The sequence below is a fragment of the Brevibacillus sp. M2.1A genome, from assembly GCF_013284355.2.
Classification (GTDB): Bacteria; Bacillota; Bacilli; order Brevibacillales; family Brevibacillaceae; genus Brevibacillus.
Map to the genome: position 1 here is coordinate 5,073,922 of NZ_JABSUY020000001.1, position 19,621 is coordinate 5,093,542.

The window sequence follows — 19,621 nt, forward strand, 5'->3', positions numbered from 1 at the left end:
ATGATTTAGTGTACCATACTTTACCTGCTGTTACACCACACGTTAGCCATGAGGGATATGCCTTAAAGTGCGCGGATTATTGAAAAAGGGCCTCTCCCTCGTCATTTTCTGACCGGGGAGACACCCTTTTTTACATGACTACTTTAGCAGCAGCGCGTTACGCCGCCTTTTTCAAATCGTTCGGTCAATGCGTACATATAGTACTCACGCTCTGTCATCGGAAAGATCCCCGGTGCCCCATGTGTCTCGTACCAATGGGCGAGATACCGATCATAGTCGGGCATTCCGAAAATGGTTTTAATAGCAGAGCTCACTTTGCGTATTGCCTTTCGCATGGCTCTTAGCTTGCGCCTCATGCTACGTGATGTCCTTTCCCGTCAAATACATTTCCTTTGGACTTGATGTACGGCGACTCCTGCAACGGATAGTGCTTGCCGCGAAGAATATTGATCCATACCCGCGCTCCGTCGAGAATGATCCCAACCGTAATGACCATGAAGATCGCACATACCACCGCATCGATCTGGTCGTTGAAGATCATTTTTTGTGCAGCTTCCACCGTTTTTACCCCTTTGGGCAGCGTACCGGCATCCAATGCCTTTTGGAATGCTTCTGCGTGTGAGAGGAACCCGATTTTTGGATCAGGATGGAACAGCTTTTGCCAGCCTGCTGTCAGCGTAGCCGTCGTCAGCCAAGCCATCGGTACAAGTGTGATCCACGAGTAAGCCGCTTTGCCCATTTTGAAAATAATCGTCGTTCCCACTGTAAACGCAATCGCGGCGAGCATCTGGTTGGCGATACCAAAGAGCGGCCACAGCGTGTAAATGCCTCCCAACGGGTCCATGACACCTTGAAGCAGGAAGTATCCCCATCCGATGGTAATGATCCCGGAACCAATCAGATTACCTGGCAGCCAGTTGACTTCCTTCATTTTCGGAATGACGTTGCCGAGCATGTCTTGTACCATGAATCGTCCGACACGTGTTCCCGCATCGATCGTCGTCAAAATAAAGACAGCCTCAAACAAAATCGCAAAGTGATACCAGAATGCCATTAATGCCTTGCCACCCAATACACCGGAGAAAATCGTCGCCATTCCGATAGCCAGTGACGGCGCTCCGCCCGTCCGGGAAAGGATCGTCTTTTCTTGAATGTCGTTGGCAAGAGTGGTTAATTGGTCAGGGGTGACGGTATAGCCCCAGCCCGTTATCGTCGTCGCAACCTGGACCACATCCACGCCAATTGCTGCAGCAGGTGAGTTGATCGCAAAATAGACTCCGGGAGTCAGCACGCATGCTGCAATCATCGCCATAATCGCGACGCCAGACTCCATCAGCATCCCGCCATAACCGATCAAAGGCGCATGCGATTCCTTCGCGATCATCTTCGGTGTCGTTCCGGAAGACACGAGTGAATGGAATCCCGATACGGCACCGCACGCGATAGTAATAAACAAGAAGGGGAACAAATTTCCTGCAAAAACAGGGCCAGTACCATCAATGAACTTCGTCAGTGCCGGCATTTGCAATGGTGGCAGTGTCAGCACGATTCCTACCGCCAATACCGCTATCGTCCCTACTTTCAAAAACGAGCTGAGGTAATCGCGCGGTGCCAATAGCAGCCACACAGGCAAAACCGAGGCAATAAAGCCGTACACAATAATCATCCAGGCAAGCTGTACCTTGGAGAACGTAAAGGCTGGTCCCCATGTTGGCGATGCAGCAACGATTTGACCGAGCCAGAGGGAGAAGAACAAGAGAGCAAGCCCGATAATCGATCCTTCCAATACCTGCCCGGGTCGTATATACCGCATATACAATCCCATCAATATCGCGATTGGCAGCGTCATGAATATCGTAAAGGTAGCCCACGGTGATTCAGCTAGCGCGTTAACTACAACCATCGCCAAGACTGCAATCAAGATGATCATAATGGCAATAATTCCGACCAAGGCAAGCGCTCCGCCAACAGGACCGATCTCTTCCTTGGCAATCTGACCGAGAGACTTTCCATTGCGACGCATTGATCCAAACAGAATGATAAAGTCCTGCACCGCTCCACCGATCACGACCCCGACGATAATCCAGATCGTTCCCGGCAAATATCCCATTTGCGCAGCCAGCGTAGGACCTACGAGCGGACCTGCACCTGCAATCGCAGCGAAATGGTGCCCAAACAACACCCATTTGTTCGTTGGCACGAAGTCTTTGCCGTCGTTGTTCACTTCTGCCGGAGTAGCGCGATTGTCATTGAGCGCCATTAGTTTTTTGGCTATGAATTTACTGTAAAAACGATAAGCTACAGCATAAGTGCAAAATGCGGCAGTCAGTAACCAGAACGAGTTGACTGATTCCCCTTGCCAGAGGGCTATCATCCCGAATCCGACAGCACCCAATGCGGCTATCCCGCCCCAAATCAAGAGGGAAAGAAACCATTTCTTCACCCGAGTCGCCTCCTTCTATTTATCAAATATTCAGGCAATGAACCTTAGAAAAACGTATCACATCGGACAACTTGTCAACATAAAAAATGGCTGAACCGTACAAAAACAGGCACAAGCTGCACCATCCTCGTTTGAGTGCAAGCGCATTCAATTTTGGGACGTAGAAAGTCTCCGCCCAGAGTCTGATACAAACTCCTCCACAATATGTTAAAGTTATACATAAATTGGTATGGACATCAAAAAGGAGAATACGCACATGCGACGAATCGCGGGTTACATCATTATCGGAATCGGAGCGATTTTTGTTCTGGCTACCTACCTGAACGTACCGCTCGCACTGGACTTGCTATGGCCAGTCTTCCTTCTCATCCCAGGAATCGGGTTTCATATTTTCTTTTTTATGAACCCAAAGCCAAATCGCGCTGGATTGCTCGTACCGGGCGGAATCTTGCTCGTTTATGCCCCACTCTTCTTTTTCAGCCAGCTATTTTTTCATGGGGATATGAGCACGACGTGGCCCTTCTTCCTGCTCGGTCCTGCCGTGGGGCTTACTGAGCTGTACCTATTCGGCAATCGCAAACCCGCTCTCTTGATCCCCATTGGCATCCTCACGGTTCTTGCTATCGTATTTTTGATCGCGAATCTGGCGTCTACCCAGGTAGGCGGCATCCTTGGCTTGATCCTGATCGTATTAGGCGGGATCATGGTGACACGTAAGAAAAACGATGAATATCCCATGTAAGCTGTCGGAAAAAACAGACCAATCCTCCCCCCAAACGGGACGCAGGATTGGTCTGTTTGCTTAAAACCCCAATCGTTTCTTCAATTCCTTCACGACATTGCGACTAACAGGCACTTCTGTTTTGCGGTGATCTTGCATGACTAGATGAATCGAGCCTTTGAACCAAGGGACGAGCTCAGCCGTTTTAGATAAATTGACGATAAAAGCCCGATGCGTCCGAAAGAACTGCTGGCGTGACAGCCTGCTCTCCAGCTCCTGCAACGTAAACGTGGTCGCATATTGCTCACCTGCTGTATAAATGTTCGCATACCTTCCTTCCAAGGTGGCATAGACGATTTCGTTTGGATCAATCAGCATGATCTTGCCGTTTTTTTCTACGGGGACACGACGCGGCTGAGTATCGACCAGCACATTTTGCAGAAGGGACTGTAGCCTTTCCTCCAGCAGCGGTGACGCGTCCAATGCAGGTTCGCTTTTCCGCCTCATTTTTCGTACCCGATTCATCGTCTTTTCCAGACGCATTTCACTGAACGGCTTGACAATATAATCGACGGCTTCGGCCTCAAATGCTCGAACCGCATGAAAGTCATACGCGCTTGCAAAGATGATAACAGGTGGATTGACCATGGATTCGAGAAGCTCCTGTCCCACATCAACTCCATCCCTGTCCTGCAAATGAATGTCCAAAAAGACCGCGTCTGGCTCTGTCTGAAGCACCGCTTCCAACGCCTCTTCCCCGCTGCCCGCCTCTCCTACTACGGACACTTCCGAAAACTGCTCCAGCAAATACCGCAGTTCTTCTCTGGCAGGCGTCTCATCATCGACGATGAACACTTTGAGCACTGACGTTCACCCCTATCGGTAATTGTATGGTGCATGTTGTACCGCTCCCGCTTTTGCTCTCGATCACGATTCCATACGGTTCTCCGTAGATCGACTGGAGACGGCTTTTTACATTGGCAAGACCGATCCCGGATAATTGCCGCCCTGCACGCTTCTCATTTAGGGCTGGTTCGAATGGGTCCATTTCCATTCCGACCCCATTATCTGCCACTGTCAGTTCGACGATTTGCTTTTCTTTGCGGCGCGCACGAATCACTACCGTTCCCCCTTCGCGTTTGGGCAATAGCCCGTGCTTGACCGCATTTTCTACCAGAGGCTGCAAAATCAGTCCTGGCACAGTAATCCGCTCTACACCATCCTCGATGTCGTACTCTACATGGAGCTTGTCCCCGAACCTCGCACGTTCGATGGCCAAATACGCTTCGATATGCTCCAGCTCACGCGCCAGACTGACATATCCGCCAGAGTCATGCAAATTACGCCGGAAGTACTCCCCTAAATGAATCAACAGTTCACGGGCCTGTTCGGGGCGGAAGCGAATGAACGAAACGATCGTATTGAGCGCATTAAACAAGAAATGCGGATTGATCTGCGCATGCAAGGCTCTGATTTCTGCATCTGCCAACAAACGGGATTGCTTCTCCAGCTCAGCCAGTTCGAGCTGACTCGAGATCAGGTTCCCCAATCCACGCACGAGTTCCAGGTCCACTGCCGACAATTTGCGAGACCGATCCTGATACAGCTTGAGCACGCCCGCCACTTCACGTCTTCGCATCAGAGGGACAAGGATCGCATAGCGCAAGGAACAATTCGTCTCCCTGCACCCAATCTCTTCTTTCGTCTGAGCAATTTTTACTTCTTTGGTCGATAAAACTTCACGGGTCGCCTTAGTTGTTATGCCTTCTCCAACTACGTGATGGGACGAGCCTGCGCCAACATGCGCAAGCACAGAGCGCGTATCGGTAATTGCTACCGCTGCTACACGCGTCGTCCGTAATATTTCCTCCGCTACCTTTTGGGCAGAATCATACGTCAGTCCTTGACGCAAGTAAGAGAGTGTCTTGTCCGCTACTTGCAGCGTTCGCTGGGCTTGGAGCGCGCCAATCCGATCCTCTTCCTTTTTGGCCAAATCAATTATAATAATCAAAATAGCAATTCCAACCGAGTTGACGACTGACATCGGCACACTAATGGCCTGCACCAATGCCAAAGCGTCAGCGTAAGGCCGTGCGATTAGAAGAACAATTCCCATTTGCAGCCACTCCGCCAAGAAACCAACGAAGAGTGCTGTCGTCCACCCGATTTTTTTGCTGCGATTACGGAGGAACTGATAGATTAATCCCGCAAACAAGCCCTCGCTAATAGTCGAGATGGCACATGCCAAATCTGTAAAGCCCCCCAATGAATAGCGATGAATTCCCGCAATCAGCCCTGTCATCAGCCCTACCCAGGGACCAGCCAGCAATCCAGCCACGACAGTCCCGATCACACGTGAATTCGCAATCGCATCCTGATACCAAATGCCATTATAGGTACCCAGTATGGAAATAGCAGAAAAAATGACGACCATCAGTGCTTTTTCTCGCCATGTCGCTTGCTGGTTCAATATGCTGCGGAATGCTCGTACACGTGTAAACAACAAGGCCGCCACTATCAAAACAGCCGTCCGCTCCGTCAACGGAACCATTAATGCCATATTCATTGGTTGATCCCTCTCCTGTCGCCGCCCGATGGTTCCTGCTCGTTTCTGTAACTAATCAAAATATTCACTCTCTACTACGTATTTCCCTTTTGTTTCTCTTCCTTTCCTAGTAAAAAAGGTTGCCGAAATGATTTCGACAACCCATGGATATCCGTATCGTTTTAATACTCGAACTCCAATATTTTGCACTTTTCCTTCGGCTCAAATCCTAGCTTTATCCCCAAACGAACTGATTCCTCATTCGTTTCCAGCATGGTCCAGTGCGGTGTCAGCCCATGTTCCACGCAATGCTCCAGGTACGCCGCACAAGCAAGCGTAGCAAAGCCTTTGTTCATATCGGCTTCCTCGTACGTTTCCACGCTAATTTCATGGTCACGCTCATGGACACAGCAAGACAGGCAAGCACTCACAATCGCATTTCCTTTACATACGCAAAAACCTACGCCCCACTGCAGAAAATCATCCACCGAATGATAGAATTCCTCCACAACCTCGAGCAAGATGTTGTCCGGATCGTTTTCAATGACGCCTGCATCGATTCTTTTCAACGTGTATCCTTCGGGCAGAGGGCGATAGCTGATCTTTCGCGCTTGGAATTGCTCGGGATTGAACTGGTAGTAATACTCCCAATCCGTTTCGATCTCTCGATGCGAGATGGCTTTGGTCACTGCTTTTTCCCACGTCTCATCTGGGACAACTGCCAGAAAATGAGTGCCCCCGCACGATTCGGTCGTATATGTGCGCAATTCCCCCTCAATAAAGCCCCCCAGATCCGCTGTGAACGCTTCATTGGCAGCATCCCCTACGAAAATGCTGATCACTCCTGTTTGATCGACCAAGGCTGTCCGGGGCTGCTCCACATCGTCTACGTAAATCGCTCCTCGATTTGTCCCATTGATAATCGCATGGATGGTCAAAATGTTCACATTATCAGGCGAGAGCAACGTTCTGATTTTTGCATAATCATTTGGTTCCAATCGATGAATCATCCTAATTTCGGCCCTTTCTCTCTCTTTTGGACATCTGTGTACTTATGCGGCTAATAGCGGAGCGAAGTCGTCCAGACTCAGCTTCCGCACAAAAGTCGGGTCATCGTCCACGTTCCTTTCCTGGGAGGATTCCAGCTCTTCTGCAAGCAGTAGGCGAGCCCGGTGCAGCCGGGATTTCACTGTGCCTTCCGGGATGCCTGCTCGCAGGGCGACCTGCTTGATTGGCAAATCCTCGTAATAGTGAAGCCAAACGACGATGCGCAGCTCTTGCTCCAACTTCCATACTGCCTCTGTTAATTCAATCGCTTCGTAGGGAGCCTGTACCGCTTTCTCCTCTATTTGTAGTGAAAACAGCTCTACGGTTGTTGGGCTTCGTTTCTTTTTTCTCTGCCATTGTCTGCATTCGTTTATGAGAATTTGAATCATCCATGTTTTGAAATAAGCAGGCTCTCGTAGCGTTCGGATGGCTCTGAATGCTTTCATCACCGCATCCTGCACCACATCGGCACAATCCTCGTCCCGCCCGACATAGGTTCGTGCCAAGCCATACAAAGTCCGCTCGTACGATTGAATGACTCTGGCAAAAGCTTCTACGCTGCCGTCCTGCGCCAGCTGAATGTCCTGCTGAACTTCCCTCTTGATGCTCACATCGCATAACCCTCCTTTTATATCCAACATTTGGTTCTCATTAGTATAGATGATAGAGACGGGTAAATGGTTCATGAGGCATTCATTTTTCTGCTTCGCAAAATAGAAAAAGACCATCCCTTCAGCTTTATCAGCTTGAGATGGTCTTGTCATGCCGTTACATCAATAAATTACAGGTTACCTCTACGCTCTTGCTCGCGCTCCAGCGCCTCGAACAGTGCCTTGAAGTTGCCATTCCCGAAGCCACGCGCACCTTTACGCTGGATAATCTCGATGAACAGCGTCGGACGGTCTACAATCGGCTTGCTGAACAGCTGCAAGAGGTAGCCCTCGTCGTCTCTGTCGACCAAGACCCCCAGCTTTCTCAGCGCCTCGATGTCTTCGTCAATTTCCCCTACACGCTCTTTCAAATCTTCGTAGTAAGCATCTGGCACCATGAGGAAATCCACACCGTTATCACGCAGCTTCGATACAGTGTCGATGATATCGTTGGTCAGGATAGCAATATGCTGTACCCCTGGCCCTTTGTAGAACTCCAAAAACTCCTGAATCTGCGACTTGCGGCGTCCTTCTGCGGGCTCATTAATCGGGAACTTGATGCGTCCGGTTCCGCTTTGCATCACTTTGGACATGAGCGCAGAATACTCTGTCGAGATGTCGTCCTCACTGAAATTTTGTACAGCTGTAAAGCCCATGACCTTTTGGTAATATTCTACCCACTCATCCATGACCTCGACGTTTCCAACGATGTGGTCGATGCCGATAATACCCGTACTCTCTCCTTTGACAGGAGATTGGTAAGCTTTATAGCCTGGGAAGAATGGTCCGTTGTAATTTTTTCGTTCGATAAAGGAATGGATGTTTTCGCCGTACGTACCGATAATCGCTTTTTTGACCGTCCCGAATTCATCGGTATACTCAGTCGGCTCCATGATCGGAATGGCTCCGCGAGAAACTGCCTCCCGGTAAGCCTGCTCACAATCCTCTACACGCAGGGCAACGTCTTTGACGCCGTCCCCATGCTTTTTCACAAAATCCGAGATCGGGCTGTCAGGCGTAAGCGCCCCGCTGATCACGAACGTCATATGCTTCTGCTTCAAGACGTAGGAAACCTTTTCCCGAGAACCTGTCTCCAAGCCCGCATAGGCTACTGCTTCAAATCCAAACGCTTTTGTGAAATAGTGCATGGTTTGCTTGGCGTTCCCTGTATAAAACTCCAGGTAGTCCCAGTCCTGAATCGGGAAAAAATCGGTATTGCTCATTGCCTACCCCTCCGCTTTCCTTTTCGATTATTGACATTATTTTGTGAATTGGGATTATTTTGTCGTTATCTTGAGAGTACATTGGAAGCGCTTCCCCTTGCAAGAACACGGAACAACGCGAAAACGCTCAAACGCTTTCATTCATTAAAGTACGCATGCGAGTAACAACTGGATACCAAAAAGCCACCGATCAAGTTGACCGATGGCTTTCCCTGAGTTTAGCTACTTACCTGTGTTTGAAAACAAATTGTTTCAGTTCCGCCAGAGGGGCCGCTCCTACGACTTTGTCGATCAATTCCCCGTTTTTGAGCAAAATGGTCGTTGGCAAACTCATAATGCCATACTGATTGGCAATCTCCGTTTGTTCATCGACATTGACCTTTAGGACTCGCACTTCGCTGCTATGCTCTCCGTCAAACGATTCGAGTATCGGCCCAAAAAAGCGGCATGGCCCGCACCAAGGTGCCCAAAAATTGACGAGAGTATAGCCTTCGCTTTTTACATCATGTTGAAACGTAGTATCTGTCGTGTGGCAAATGCTCATTTGTACTTTCCTCCCTTTTATAAGTTGAACAGCTAATCAAAATGATCATTAAAGATCTTTAATATCCTTAATGGAGACAAAAAAATAACTCTCTGTACTTCGATCATTTCAAATAACTCATTCACAGACTTGATGCATCTATAATATCCCTTAAAGATTTTTTGTGTCAAGTTGCACCATCTAAATATGGGCATCGAAAGTGCAGGATGACAGCGCGAATCACTCTTCCCCTTGCTCATGCTTCCCATTCACTTTATGATGGATGTATTAAGTCCATGATTGAGGTGTCTTATGAAGTATTCACAGGCAACAGACTATGCCCTCCATGCGATGCTCTATCTGGTAGCAGAAGCCCCTGATAAACCCGTTAGTGTTCAGCTTTTGGCAGAGAAGCTGGGCGTTTCACAAACGTACCTATCCAAAATGCTGACCAAACTGGTCAAGGCTGGGCTGATCCACTCGATCTCCGGCGCAAATGGCGGATACAAGCTCAAACGCAACCAGGATGATATATCGTTTCTGGATGTTATCCAAGCCATTGAAGGGACCACCTCCTTGTTTGAATGCAGTTTCCGACATGATAGTGCCTGTCTGATTCAACAGGTTGTGACTGAGGCCGAGCAGCAAATGATGCAGACGCTAAAGAGTAAAAAAATTGCTGATTTGGTCCCACATATCCCCAAACCATGATCAACTGACGTAAAACAACTTCCATGAAAAGCTCCGGCCCCCTCGACCGGAGTTTTTCTTCATAATGGTATCACTCAATCGAAGAGAAAGGCGTGAACAAGGATGAGCCAATGGACGGAACAAGCGGCCAAGCAATGGGATCAATTTGCAGAAGACTGGCAAAAAAGAAGTGAGCACATGTGGGAAAAAGGGAGTCGAAGCACCATCCTTCCCTATTTTATGAAGCATGTACCTGTCGGATCTGGATCTGTTCTCGATGCAGGCTGTGGTGACGGCTATGCCAGTTGCAAGCTTGCAGAGCACGGCTACCAGGTGGAGGGCATCGACATTGCCGGGGAAATGATCCGCCTCGCTCATGACCGGGTCATTTCCTTCTCGGGATCCGTTCATTTTCAGACAGGAGACATCAGTGAGCTTCCTTTTGCCAATGATTCATTCTCCGGTGTGCTCTCCATTAACGTAGTGGAATTCACTCCGTCTCCGCTCAAGGCAATCCTAGAGCTTCACCGCGTGCTCGCACCCGGAGGAATTCTCGTCTTGGGTATCCTCGGTCCTACAGCTGGTCCACGTGCGCATAGCTATCGCAGACTATATGAAGAGACGACGATCCAAAATACGATGATGCCCTGGGAAGCCAAGCAGTTGGCGAGCGAAAATGGCTTCACACTGCTGGGTGAAGAGCCGGTATACAAAGAGGGAATTACGCCAGATATCGCGGGCCGCTTAAGCGTAGAGCTGCGGGAGGCTGTCAGCTTTTTGACCTTGTTTGCATTGCGGAAATAGATCAGAATGCTCTCAACTTTAAGTGAAGTATGCCGGTCACACCTATGAGAGGGAAAACCGGCAATTTTTTATGATCAATCACGTCAAACAGAGTCCCGTTAGTCTAGGCTTTGCTATTCCATAACTGGGCAGTTTACTAACCAATATTTCGTTGTTAAAATGGGTCGTGCTATTAAAAATTATTTATTTTTCATTCTTTTTTAATTACTTCTACTATAACTTTGTGCGACACACATCTCGGAAGGTGAGTATCATTATCAACGAATACAATTTTACAATTATTGCCCCTATCATTTGCTTTCATTGTGGGAATGGGAGCTTTCACAAATCTGATAATAAACACCAAATATACAAAGATCTCATCAATAATGAAATCATTGAGATACCGGTAAAGCGTCAACGGTATCGATGCACTGCTTGTGGTACGAAAGAATGGGACGTTGTGTTGGGAGCATCAACGCATTTGAAAAAAACGAGAAGATTACTCTCCTTTGAAAAGCAAGCGCAACACATGATTAAGAAGCCGCTTCCCTGAAGCTTACAGGGAAACGGCTGGTTTTTTTCACATACTTGCTCATCAATTAGCGCTTAAATTCAATGACATCCTCCACTGTGCCTGTTCCTTTCTCCAAATTGACGTCGGTAAAGTGTACATTGTATTTCGGCTGCGGATTTCCATTTGAATACCAGTAAACGTCAATAAATTGCAAAACATCGTCAACTGTCACACCCGTAGCAGAAATTTCGTATGCACTTTCAGATGGGGTAAAATTTTTCGCTTTCATAGCCTCTTTTGCTTTTTCAATAAAAGGGGCAGCTTGTTCTTGTGGAAGATCTCGCATAACGACGCCAAGCTCATTGATCACTCTTGCACTTTTTACTGTCGCTGTGCCTTTCTCGACATCAACATCAACAAAATGGACAACATACCCTTTCGATTGTTCTTCAGCACTCCATAGAAGCTGTAAGGTCTTGTCTTTCTTGCTCCCGAAATGCGTCACCTCATATCCACTATTTGGAAGTTCGATCTTCTCTGCTTGCAAAGCCTCTTTTGCTTTTGCAAGAAACGGAGCCACCTGTTGATCTGTCAATTTCAAGAGATCCTTTTTTTGTTCCTTGTCCTCCTGTTTTCCTTTTCATCCTCCTCTTCCAAAGCGATGAGCTTATCATAATTGTCTACATATACATCATCGATTTTCCCCGTTCCTTTCTCCAGATCGACATCTGCAAAACGCACGGAGTAGTACTTACCTTCCTTTTGCCCCGTCTCAGGACGCCAGGTAATATGAACGCTTTCCAGCACATCGTCATAAGCACGGCTGCTGCTTGACAGCTTGTACCCGCTCGCTGGGAGAGCTATATTTTTTTCTTGCAAAGCCTCTTTCGCTTTTTCGATAAACGGAGCGGCCTGTTTTTCTGTCAGTTTCTCTTCGAAGTAACCTGGCCGATTAATGACCTTTACCGTTTTCACCGTCCCTGTTCCTTTTTCTGCATCGATATCCTCAAATTCGGCGACATACGCCTTGTCCTTCACGTTAGTTTCAGATCGCCATACGACAGTCAAAGTATTGTTTTTCTTGCTGCCATAATTCCGAGCTTTGTAACCACTTTCCGGAAGGGAGATATTTTCCGCTGTGAATGCTTCTTTTGCTTTTGCAAGAAACGGAGCCGCCTGTTTTTCTGTCAGTTTCAAGAGATCGAATTCCTCGTCTGTTGCCTCGGCTGCAACGTTATCCTTCGTATCGTTGAGTGCGGCGCTGGCAGCTACAGGCGAGAACATGGCCGTCACTGTCAAAGCACTCATAACAGAGAGATTCAGCCATGCAGCAGTTTTTTTCGTTTTGGACTTTTTCATCGTACTACCTCCAAGGTTTTTGCGTTGGATCGAGTGTTTCTACGCAAACGAAAAAACGACAACTGTCAAATCCGCTTAGATCATCGATGGAATTCGCGATGTGACGTACACCACTTCTTTCGTAGAGAATATCGAAGGAGTATTCCAGTGGGAAAATAAAGTAGATGCGGATGTTGTGATGGATGGACAATTTATTACGGCAGTTGGAGGGGCATACGTTGAATTTGCGGTACTTGTATTGCAAGCCCTAAAGCTGGAGGATGAACACTCGTGATTTGCCTATCGAACGAATATTGAGCGGTTCATGTAAATCCTCCGTACCCCTTCGCTTTCGTTAGCTAAGGGGTAAGTTTAGTGTGCGTGTAAATGTAATGCTTTCCTTATGGATGCATCAGATTTTGCTTTGTCACGAGCTGCTTGCAGCTATTCTATTATGTGAATGGTTTGGGAAGATATCGTGAACGATCAATCTTTTGATTGGTTTTCCCAAGATGATTTTTCGTTAATTTTGGGGGGAGATTGCAATATTATCGTCGGTACTTATCAAAAACTAGTACATCTACATGGTAATTCTGCTTATATGCTTATTGCTTTCCGAAATACCTAATGATGCCAAGATATTATCCATTTCGATGTGGATGCGATTTGCAAGAAAGAAATGCCGGTAGCGTACATTCCTAGCGAGCAGGGATTTTCACTAGACATATGCCAAGAAATCTTGCAATTGCTCCTTGGAGATCGTCGTGTGATTGGCTTGGAAGTAACTGAATTTTCCGGACTCCGGGATGTAGATCATCATTCGTCGAAAATGCTGGCTCAGCTGCTGGTTAATAGTCTTGCGGCGAAGAAAGGGTTAGAGAAATGAAAAGAGTAGAAATCAAGGCTAGTGGCGGGAAAATTGATTCTCTTGTTTTTAACGGGGAATATTATCATACAATGCGCCTAAAATTAGAAAAGTTCGAGCTGGAGGGAAATGAACTATACGATAACCCTATTCGTGTGCGAAATTTTCGAGTCAACATAAAAATATCTCAATCGATCATAAGGATTTATTGATCAATTCGTTCCCAAAAGGAAAGACAAAAAGAGCCGCATCAGCGACTCTATAAAGATTGGGGGGAATTAACATGTATCCTGTGCCTCATTTTACGTTTTGCGAAAGTTCAATGCTATTCGTCGTCGTTGTCATCAACGAATACATCGTATAGAGTACCAGTTCCCTTATCTACATCGACATCTCTAAAGGACACCTCATAAACCTTTCCTGATCTTCCGTTGGTGCCTTCAGGAACAAAGGAAACTTCAACCGAGCGAAGTACATCATTGGTAGTGAATGTGACAGCCTTAATCTCATACCCGGTTTCAGGCAGCTCGATATTCTTTTCTTTCAAAGCTTCTTTTGCTTTTTCAATAAAAGGGGCAGCCAATTCTTGGTCAAGTTTACCGATTACGGTACCGAATTTATTAATGACCTTTACATCCACCGTACCTGTTCCCTTGTCCAGATCGGCATTTTTAAACTCGGCAAGATACACTTTCATCGTACGTACTTTTTCTTTATCTTCTGGAAGCCATATCACAATTACAGTATTTGAATTTTTGCTGCTGAAGTCAGTATTAATCTTGTATCCACTTGCAGGAAGTTCAATATTCTTTTCTTGGAAGGCATCTTTTGCTTTTTGAATGTAATTGGCTTCCTGCTCTGCTGTCAGCTTACTATCAGCCTTCTTGTCTTTCTTGTCGTCTTCGTCATCCTGCTGTTCTTTGTGTTCTCTAACAAATGATTTGAATACTTTACCGGTTCCTTTATCCAAATCGACATCTACAAAATGCACATAGTAGACCTTTCCGGATCGCCCATCAGTACCTTCGGGTAAAAAGGACACTTCAACCGAGCGAAGTAAATCATCAGTAGTGACTTTGACACCTTTAGCTTCATACCCAGTTTCAGGAAGGTCGATATTCTTTTCTTGTAAAGCTTCTTTTGCTTTTTCGATAAAAGGAGCGGCCAGTTCTTGGTCAAGTTTACTGAATACGGTGCCGAATTGATTGATGACCTTTACACTCACCGTGCCTGTTCCCTTATCCAGATCGGCATTTTCAAACTTGGCTCGATACACTTTCATCGGTTTCTTTGCTTCATCTTCATCTTCATCTTCAGGAAACCAACTCACATATACGGTCTCTGTCTCTTTCATGAAATGGTATGCTTCAATCTTGTATCCACTTGCAGGAAGTTCAATATTTTTTTCCTGGAAGGCATCTTTTGCTTTTTGAATATAAATGGCTTCCTGCTCTGGAGTCAGCTTAATATCTTCCTTCTTGCCCTTCTTGCCCTTCTTGTCCTCTTCGTCATTCTGCTGTTTTTTGCTATCCGCTTTTTCCACTTTTTTTACCTGCGCGACAATACCATCTTTGTTCCCGTTCATGGCCGCCTGTGCAGGAATTACAGGGAATACGGCAGTTACCGCCAACGCAGACAGAGCGGAAACGCTCAGAAATGATCCCAGCTTCGATTTTGTTTTTTTCATAGAAAATCCTCCATTGGTTCGGTGCTTATCGAGCCAAAGTACTCGATAGCATTGATAGAGTATCAATCCAATGTCATGGCTTCGTCATTACGATGTCATGGATTTGTAAATTCCATCCATTTATCCACTAATTGATCAATTTCCAAAAAAACGAAAGGACGGCTTCTTCGCCGTCCTCCCACTCGTTTATTTCACCGATTCTGCTATTTTCACATATTCTTCGATCGGCTTGGTTCCGAACGTTTTGTAAATGACACCTTTGCTCGGCTCCCAGAACAGCACCTGCAAGGCTGTCAGGTTCGGATCTTGAGCGCTCCACGCCTTATACTGGCAAGCATACGCAGTCGTTCCGTTTGCCAGCTTGATTTCCTTCACGGTGCTTTTGCCTTCGATGTACGGGACCTTCCCTACCTCTTTTTGGATGTCGCCTTTCATGATGTCGATGAAAAAGCGTTCATCCGGATTGGTCGGGTTCTGGAAATTGACAGTTACAGACTCCTCATCCTCTGATTTCGTCAAGCTGTACGTGATGACGGCTCCCACAGGCAGCTTCGTCGGCATTGGGATCTTCGAGCCAAGCCATTTCTCGGCTTCTTCTGCGGTAATTGTTTTTGTATCGGATTCGATTTCGTATTGATCCGGTGGCGTGGGAGGTGTACCCACTCCGACAGACTCTGCCATCTTTTTCAGTTCATCCACAGCGAGGCCGCTTGCCAATTGGTACACAATTCCCTTCTCTTCTTCCCACAGCAGACTGGATTCGGAAAGTAACGCTTGCAGCTTATTCTTTGATCAAGCAACAACCGAGAAAATGAGTTAACAGAACAAACAACTCATACTTTTCAACCCTTAGGGAAACCTAAGGGTTTTTTACGGTATTAACTCTTTTTTTAATCACAAGTTTCGCATATACGTAAGCGTCACATAGACTTAGGCCTCATCAAGAATTTTGATGTAATACGACACCTATCCCATCACGCGACAAGTGCTCGGAAGCGAAGATGACCATGGCAAATAAGGCTCGATCGCTTCTGGATTTTGTGGATTCGAAAGCTGCGGAAGCTGCTCGAACAGATACTTTAAATATTGAAACGGAAGAAGTCCGTTTTCCTTCGCCGTCTCGATCACGCTGTAGATCGCCGCACTTGTCTTCGCGCCGCGAGGCTTATTCGCAAATAAACAGTTCTTTCTTCCGATCACGAACGGCTTGATCGAGCGTTCACTTCGGTTGTTATCGATTTCGAGTCGGCCATCCTTCAGGAATTCGGTCAATTTCTCCCACTGATTCAGGCTATAAGCAATCGCTTGTCCGACCAGACTCTTCGGTAGGGTTTGAGAGCGATGTTGCTTGAGCCACACCAAATAAGTCTCCAGGATTGGAAGGCTTTGCTTCTTCCGCTCGGCATATCGTTCTTCTGGCGAAGCATCCTTCAGTTCGCGCTCAATGGTGAAGAGAGCATTGCAGTAAGCCAGTCCTTGACTGGCTACCGAATCCTTGTTATCTCTCGTCGCCGGCGGAGCTGCTTTCAGCGCTTCGTCATATTTACGCCGCGCATGTGCCCAGCATCCCACAAGAGTCACACCAGCAACCTTATGATAGCCCGCGTAACCATCGACATGCAGGTAACCATTGAACCCGGATAAGAAGCTTTGAGGATGCTCGCCGCCACGTGTCTTCTGGTAATCATAGATGACCGCCGGCGTTACGCCGCGTCCGGTGCGATACAGCCACAAATACGAGGACGATTGGGCAGACTTCCCGGGCTCACGCAGCACTTGCAGCGTCGTCTCATCTGCATGAAGCACATCCTGCCTTAGCAGATAAGCTTTCATCACGGAGACCAATGGCATGAGCCATTTCTCGGCTCCGTAGATCATCCAATTCGCCATCGTCTGACGAGATAACGTGTATCCAAGACGACGGTGAAGCCAAACTTCCCGGATAAACAGGTCTTGGCATCGCAGTTGTGACGATCGGGGTTTGAATATCTTCACGTTCACAATAACGGCAAGCATACACATTCCGCACGTGACGGATGACCTTCACTTGTGGTGGTACAACGGCAATTTCACTGCGTGTCTCGGTACTCATCTCGTGAAGAAACCCACCGCAGCACGCACATATTTGCTCGCCTTCAGAAAGTGTATAGGTAATGGTCTCTACAGGTAGCTTGGAAAGATCCTCTGTTCGCTTGCCGGATAACTTGCGCCGCTCGTAGGTGATTTGTTCAGACAGCGGCTCTTCATCGGCAGGCGATGCAAGCATTTCGGCTTCGTTGAACAACGGGATTTCTAATTGATCCGGATGCGTCTGCTCGCTGGAAGCACCGAAACGCTTCTGCTGCGCTAAGCGGAACTGCTCTTCGTACCATTTGAGCTTGGCCGATAGTTCGATGATTTGTTGTTGTAGAGATTCAATGGTTGGCATATCTGCATGTTTTTCCATACTTTACACATTAGATAATAAAAACCCAATTACTGTAAGTGCCTCTGACAAAGTGATTACAAAGATGTGACTAAATGACGGAAACGGCATTAACCTTGGGATGCGCTTGCCGCTGGCTGAGTGAAAGACCATCCAGCAGCCAGCGAAGCTCCCTGCTCGAAATGGCTACTACTTCTTCTTTACCTGTCGGCCATTGAAATCTGCCACGTTCCAGACGGCGATAATAAAGCCAGAACCCATTATGATCCCAGTAGAGAATCTTGAGCTTGTTACATGCCCGGTTACAGAATACGAACAAGCCGGAGGAGAACGGATTCAGACCAAAGCTTTCCTGAACGATGGCGGCAAGTCCGTCGATCGACTTGCGCAGATCGGTAGAACCACAGGCGAGAAACACACGCTGATTGCTTGGAAAGGTTAGCATGATGAAGTAAGCGCGTGAATTACTTCGCGCAGAAGCTTCGGGTCAAAACCGGAATGAGAGAAGGAACAGGAAAGGTGCTACCAGGCAGATCTACGGCGGCAAGCGGTACAAACTGAACGGGAGAAGTCTTTGGATCTGGAGTAGCCCTGGATGAAACACGATTTATTTTGTAGAGCCAATATTTCAATTGTTCGACAGAGCATTGATTTGCGGTGCACCAAGCTTTCATCGTGAGGCCACTTGCCCGATAGGCTTCGATGCGTACATACCAATCTTGTCTGCGTTGTTCTTTGGCATTCATGAGATACCCTCCGTATTCAGGTTAATCTCATGATCTCTTAGCTAGCATAGTGGTTGAAGGTGGGAAGAGTTTGGCGCTTACGTTTAATCGGTAGGTTGTCATGGTTTTGTCAAAGATCGTCTCGAGCATTGGGGCAAGCTGGAATCCGGGTATGAAAAAAGAGCCGCCATACGCGACTCTCCATCTTCTTCGTCCACCCTGCTATGTGAAACTTGTTACTAAGGAACGGTTCTTCTTACCCAGATATCCCATAATTCACCAGTTCCTTTCTCTAAATCAACTTCATCAAAATAAGCAAGATAAACTCTTTCCTTTATAGAAGCGATATCAGTCCCTTCAGCAACGCCGTCGGGATACCAGTAAATTCTCACCTCTGGTAGTCGTTTCGGTTGATCATCGTGGTACCTAATCTTGCTACTAATCCAATAGCCACTTTCAGGAAGTTTTACCTGCTTCTCTTGAAAAGCGTCTTTTGCCATCTGGATAAACGGGGCTGCCTGTGCTGGTGCCAGTTTCACACTCCTGATAATCGGCTCTGGTGGTATTTCGTCCACGATTCTCGTTTCTTCTTCGTTCGTTTCTACGTTCTCAACTGTACCTGTTCCTTTTTTTAAATCAACATCTGAAAATTGCACGTAATAAAGCTTGTCATGAACAGCTTGATAAACGTTATTGCTTTTCGTATATCTTGGGTACCAGTAAAGATCGACAAGCGCTATTGTCTCTTTTTCCGTGATGGGTTTTACGACCAAGCATCCCGCCAGATCGTAGCCGATTTGCGGAATTTTGATGTTTTTGTCTTTCCAAACTTTTGTTGCCTTGTCTATATACGGGGCGAACATCGTGTTTGGTTTGAACGATACGATGTCCCTGCGTATACAAATCTTGATCTCTTTAATTGTGCCCGTTCCTTTCTCCAAGTCCACATCGGTCAAATTGACAAAATAGCTTTCGTGAAAGCCTATCAAAGGTGGTTCGGCTCCTTCCTCTCTTTTTGGATGCCACCATATCTCAGCGGTCGTTGTATCCTCGCTCGTTTCACTGGAAAATGAAAGCCTGTAATTATTATCAGGCAGGTCGATATGATTGGCGATAAACGCATCTGTTGCCAACTTGACGAAGGGCTCTCGCTCTTCTTTACTAAAGTCAGTGCGGATTAACTTCACTGAACTTTCTTTGGTGGGTGTCGGATTATCGGTTTTCTTCTTGTCCTGATGCTCTTCACCTTCATTCGGTTCAAGCGTGTTTGACGCCGTTGTTTCCGTCTTAATGACATCTTTGTTTTTATTGATTTCAGCCAAGCCAAACGTTGTCGGGGAGAAGCTCAAAGCAAGGGCTAACACGCCCATCACTCCAATACTTAACCATAACCCCAGCTTCATTTTTGTATCGGTCAATTTTTTCACAATTCTATCTCC

At 47.0% G+C, this 19,621-nt stretch carries 20 protein-coding genes and 1 pseudogene; 5 read left to right on the forward strand and 16 right to left on the reverse strand.

All coding sequences use genetic code 11. From position 1 onward, the window contains the following. Positions 1-143: 143 nt before the first annotated feature. Both HP567_RS24240 and HP567_RS24245 read right to left on the reverse strand, forming a co-directional pair. Positions 144-356 carry a CstA-like transporter-associated (seleno)protein gene (locus tag HP567_RS24240; RefSeq protein ID WP_173610867.1) on the reverse strand — a complete coding sequence of 71 codons (213 nt, stop codon included), beginning with the start codon at positions 354-356 and terminating at the stop codon, positions 144-146. Beyond that, positions 353-2,443 carry a carbon starvation CstA family protein gene (locus tag HP567_RS24245; RefSeq protein WP_173610866.1) on the reverse strand — a complete coding sequence of 697 codons (2,091 nt, stop codon included), beginning with the start codon at positions 2,441-2,443 and terminating at the stop codon, positions 353-355. The genes HP567_RS24240 and HP567_RS24245 overlap by 4 nt, the downstream gene beginning before the upstream one ends. Before the next feature lie 256 nt (positions 2,444-2,699). Between HP567_RS24245 and HP567_RS24250 the strand changes: the two genes are divergently transcribed. Beyond that, positions 2,700-3,185, forward strand: a complete 486-nt coding sequence (locus HP567_RS24250) for a hypothetical protein (protein ID WP_173610865.1) — start codon at positions 2,700-2,702, stop codon at positions 3,183-3,185. A 60-nt stretch (positions 3,186-3,245) separates the two neighbouring features. On the opposite strand, the gene HP567_RS24255 is transcribed toward HP567_RS24250, so the two are convergent. The 6 genes from HP567_RS24255 to trxA form a co-directional block, all read right to left on the reverse strand. After that, positions 3,246-4,028 (reverse strand): LytR/AlgR family response regulator transcription factor, encoded by a 783-nt coding sequence (locus HP567_RS24255; RefSeq protein WP_173610864.1) that lies wholly within the window; start codon positions 4,026-4,028, stop codon positions 3,246-3,248. Further along, the gene (locus HP567_RS24260) at positions 4,003-5,730 is read right to left on the reverse strand and encodes a sensor histidine kinase (protein WP_173610863.1); all 1,728 of its coding nucleotides are present in this window, start codon (positions 5,728-5,730) and stop codon (positions 4,003-4,005) included. The genes HP567_RS24255 and HP567_RS24260 overlap by 26 nt, the downstream gene beginning before the upstream one ends. Positions 5,731-5,891: 161 nt before the next feature. Next, on the reverse strand, positions 5,892-6,719 hold the full coding sequence (locus tag HP567_RS24265; RefSeq protein ID WP_173610862.1) for a GNAT family N-acetyltransferase: 828 nt from the start codon (positions 6,717-6,719) through the stop codon (positions 5,892-5,894). A gap of 42 nt (positions 6,720-6,761) precedes the next feature. Continuing rightward, positions 6,762-7,367, reverse strand: a complete 606-nt coding sequence (locus HP567_RS24270; RefSeq protein ID WP_173610861.1) for a sigma-70 family RNA polymerase sigma factor — start codon at positions 7,365-7,367, stop codon at positions 6,762-6,764. A gap of 170 nt (positions 7,368-7,537) precedes the next feature. Further along, entirely contained in the window at positions 7,538-8,629 is a 1,092-nt protein-coding gene (gene hppD / locus HP567_RS24275) for a 4-hydroxyphenylpyruvate dioxygenase (protein WP_173610860.1), read from the reverse strand. Between the two features lie 226 nt (positions 8,630-8,855). Next, a complete protein-coding gene (trxA, locus tag HP567_RS24280) occupies positions 8,856-9,173 on the reverse strand; it encodes a thioredoxin (protein WP_017250634.1) in 318 nt (105 codons plus the stop codon). Positions 9,174-9,464: 291 nt separating this feature from the next. On the opposite strand from trxA, the gene HP567_RS24285 reads away from it, so the two are divergent. Both HP567_RS24285 and HP567_RS24290 read left to right on the forward strand, forming a co-directional pair. Then, positions 9,465-9,863, forward strand: coding sequence for an RrF2 family transcriptional regulator (locus tag HP567_RS24285; protein WP_173610859.1), 399 nt, complete (start codon positions 9,465-9,467; stop codon positions 9,861-9,863). Positions 9,864-9,965: 102 nt separating this feature from the next. Then, a complete protein-coding gene (locus HP567_RS24290; RefSeq protein ID WP_173610858.1) occupies positions 9,966-10,646 on the forward strand; it encodes a class I SAM-dependent methyltransferase in 681 nt (226 codons plus the stop codon). 581 nt (positions 10,647-11,227) lie between these two features. On the opposite strand, the gene HP567_RS24295 is transcribed toward HP567_RS24290, so the two are convergent. Both HP567_RS24295 and HP567_RS24300 read right to left on the reverse strand, forming a co-directional pair. Continuing rightward, the gene (locus HP567_RS24295) at positions 11,228-11,737 is read right to left on the reverse strand and encodes a hypothetical protein (protein WP_229088125.1); all 510 of its coding nucleotides are present in this window, start codon (positions 11,735-11,737) and stop codon (positions 11,228-11,230) included. Positions 11,738-11,739: 2 nt separating this feature from the next. Further along, on the reverse strand, positions 11,740-12,501 hold the full coding sequence (locus HP567_RS24300; RefSeq protein ID WP_229088127.1) for a hypothetical protein: 762 nt from the start codon (positions 12,499-12,501) through the stop codon (positions 11,740-11,742). 100 nt (positions 12,502-12,601) lie between these two features. Between HP567_RS24300 and HP567_RS24305 the strand changes: the two genes are divergently transcribed. Together HP567_RS24305 and HP567_RS30055 are read left to right on the forward strand one after the other, a co-directional pair. Continuing rightward, entirely contained in the window at positions 12,602-12,775 is a 174-nt protein-coding gene (locus HP567_RS24305) for a hypothetical protein (protein WP_173610857.1), read from the forward strand. 360 nt (positions 12,776-13,135) lie between these two features. Continuing rightward, positions 13,136-13,366, forward strand: a complete 231-nt coding sequence (locus tag HP567_RS30055) for a hypothetical protein (protein ID WP_217367202.1) — start codon at positions 13,136-13,138, stop codon at positions 13,364-13,366. A gap of 304 nt (positions 13,367-13,670) precedes the next feature. On the opposite strand, the gene HP567_RS24310 is transcribed toward HP567_RS30055, so the two are convergent. The 6 genes and pseudogenes from HP567_RS24310 to HP567_RS24335 form a co-directional block, all read right to left on the reverse strand. Continuing rightward, positions 13,671-15,032 carry a hypothetical protein gene (locus tag HP567_RS24310; RefSeq protein WP_173610855.1) on the reverse strand — a complete coding sequence of 454 codons (1,362 nt, stop codon included), beginning with the start codon at positions 15,030-15,032 and terminating at the stop codon, positions 13,671-13,673. 186 nt (positions 15,033-15,218) lie between these two features. Beyond that, positions 15,219-15,758, reverse strand: coding sequence for a DUF4367 domain-containing protein (locus HP567_RS24315; RefSeq protein WP_173610854.1), 540 nt, complete (start codon positions 15,756-15,758; stop codon positions 15,219-15,221). Positions 15,759-15,998: 240 nt separating this feature from the next. Continuing rightward, positions 15,999-17,478: pseudogene (tnpC, locus tag HP567_RS24320) on the reverse strand (IS66 family transposase). 70 nt (positions 17,479-17,548) lie between these two features. After that, positions 17,549-17,902, reverse strand: coding sequence for an IS66 family insertion sequence element accessory protein TnpB (gene tnpB / locus HP567_RS24325; RefSeq protein WP_173610853.1), 354 nt, complete (start codon positions 17,900-17,902; stop codon positions 17,549-17,551). A gap of 19 nt (positions 17,903-17,921) precedes the next feature. Beyond that, positions 17,922-18,203 (reverse strand): IS66 family insertion sequence element accessory protein TnpA, encoded by a 282-nt coding sequence (gene tnpA, locus HP567_RS24330; RefSeq protein WP_229088128.1) that lies wholly within the window; start codon positions 18,201-18,203, stop codon positions 17,922-17,924. A 218-nt stretch (positions 18,204-18,421) separates the two neighbouring features. After that, a complete protein-coding gene (locus HP567_RS24335; RefSeq protein WP_173610852.1) occupies positions 18,422-19,609 on the reverse strand; it encodes a hypothetical protein in 1,188 nt (395 codons plus the stop codon). Between the last annotated feature and the right edge of the window lie 12 nt (positions 19,610-19,621).

Bases quoted from the DNA above. Each gene is read 5' to 3' on its own strand.
- HP567_RS24265 (WP_173610862.1), bottom strand. From the start codon at position 6,719: ATGATTCATCGATTGGAACCAAATGATTATGCAAAAATCAGAACGTTG.
- HP567_RS24290 (WP_173610858.1), top strand. From the start codon at position 9,966: ATGAGCCAATGGACGGAACAAGCGGCCAAGCAATGGGATCAATTTGCA.
- HP567_RS24310 (WP_173610855.1), bottom strand. From the start codon at position 15,032: ATGAAAAAAACAAAATCGAAGCTGGGATCATTTCTGAGCGTTTCCGCT.
- HP567_RS24250 (WP_173610865.1), top strand. From the start codon at position 2,700: ATGCGACGAATCGCGGGTTACATCATTATCGGAATCGGAGCGATTTTT.
- HP567_RS24260 (WP_173610863.1), bottom strand. From the start codon at position 5,730: ATGAATATGGCATTAATGGTTCCGTTGACGGAGCGGACGGCTGTTTTG.
- hppD (WP_173610860.1), bottom strand. From the start codon at position 8,629: ATGAGCAATACCGATTTTTTCCCGATTCAGGACTGGGACTACCTGGAG.
- HP567_RS24240 (WP_173610867.1), bottom strand. From the start codon at position 356: ATGAGGCGCAAGCTAAGAGCCATGCGAAAGGCAATACGCAAAGTGAGC.
- HP567_RS24285 (WP_173610859.1), top strand. From the start codon at position 9,465: ATGAAGTATTCACAGGCAACAGACTATGCCCTCCATGCGATGCTCTAT.
- trxA (WP_017250634.1), bottom strand. From the start codon at position 9,173: ATGAGCATTTGCCACACGACAGATACTACGTTTCAACATGATGTAAAA.
- tnpA (WP_229088128.1), bottom strand. From the start codon at position 18,203: ATGAATGCCAAAGAACAACGCAGACAAGATTGGTATGTACGCATCGAA.
- HP567_RS24300 (WP_229088127.1), bottom strand. From the start codon at position 12,501: ATGAAAAAGTCCAAAACGAAAAAAACTGCTGCATGGCTGAATCTCTCT.
- tnpB (WP_173610853.1), bottom strand. From the start codon at position 17,902: ATGCTAACCTTTCCAAGCAATCAGCGTGTGTTTCTCGCCTGTGGTTCT.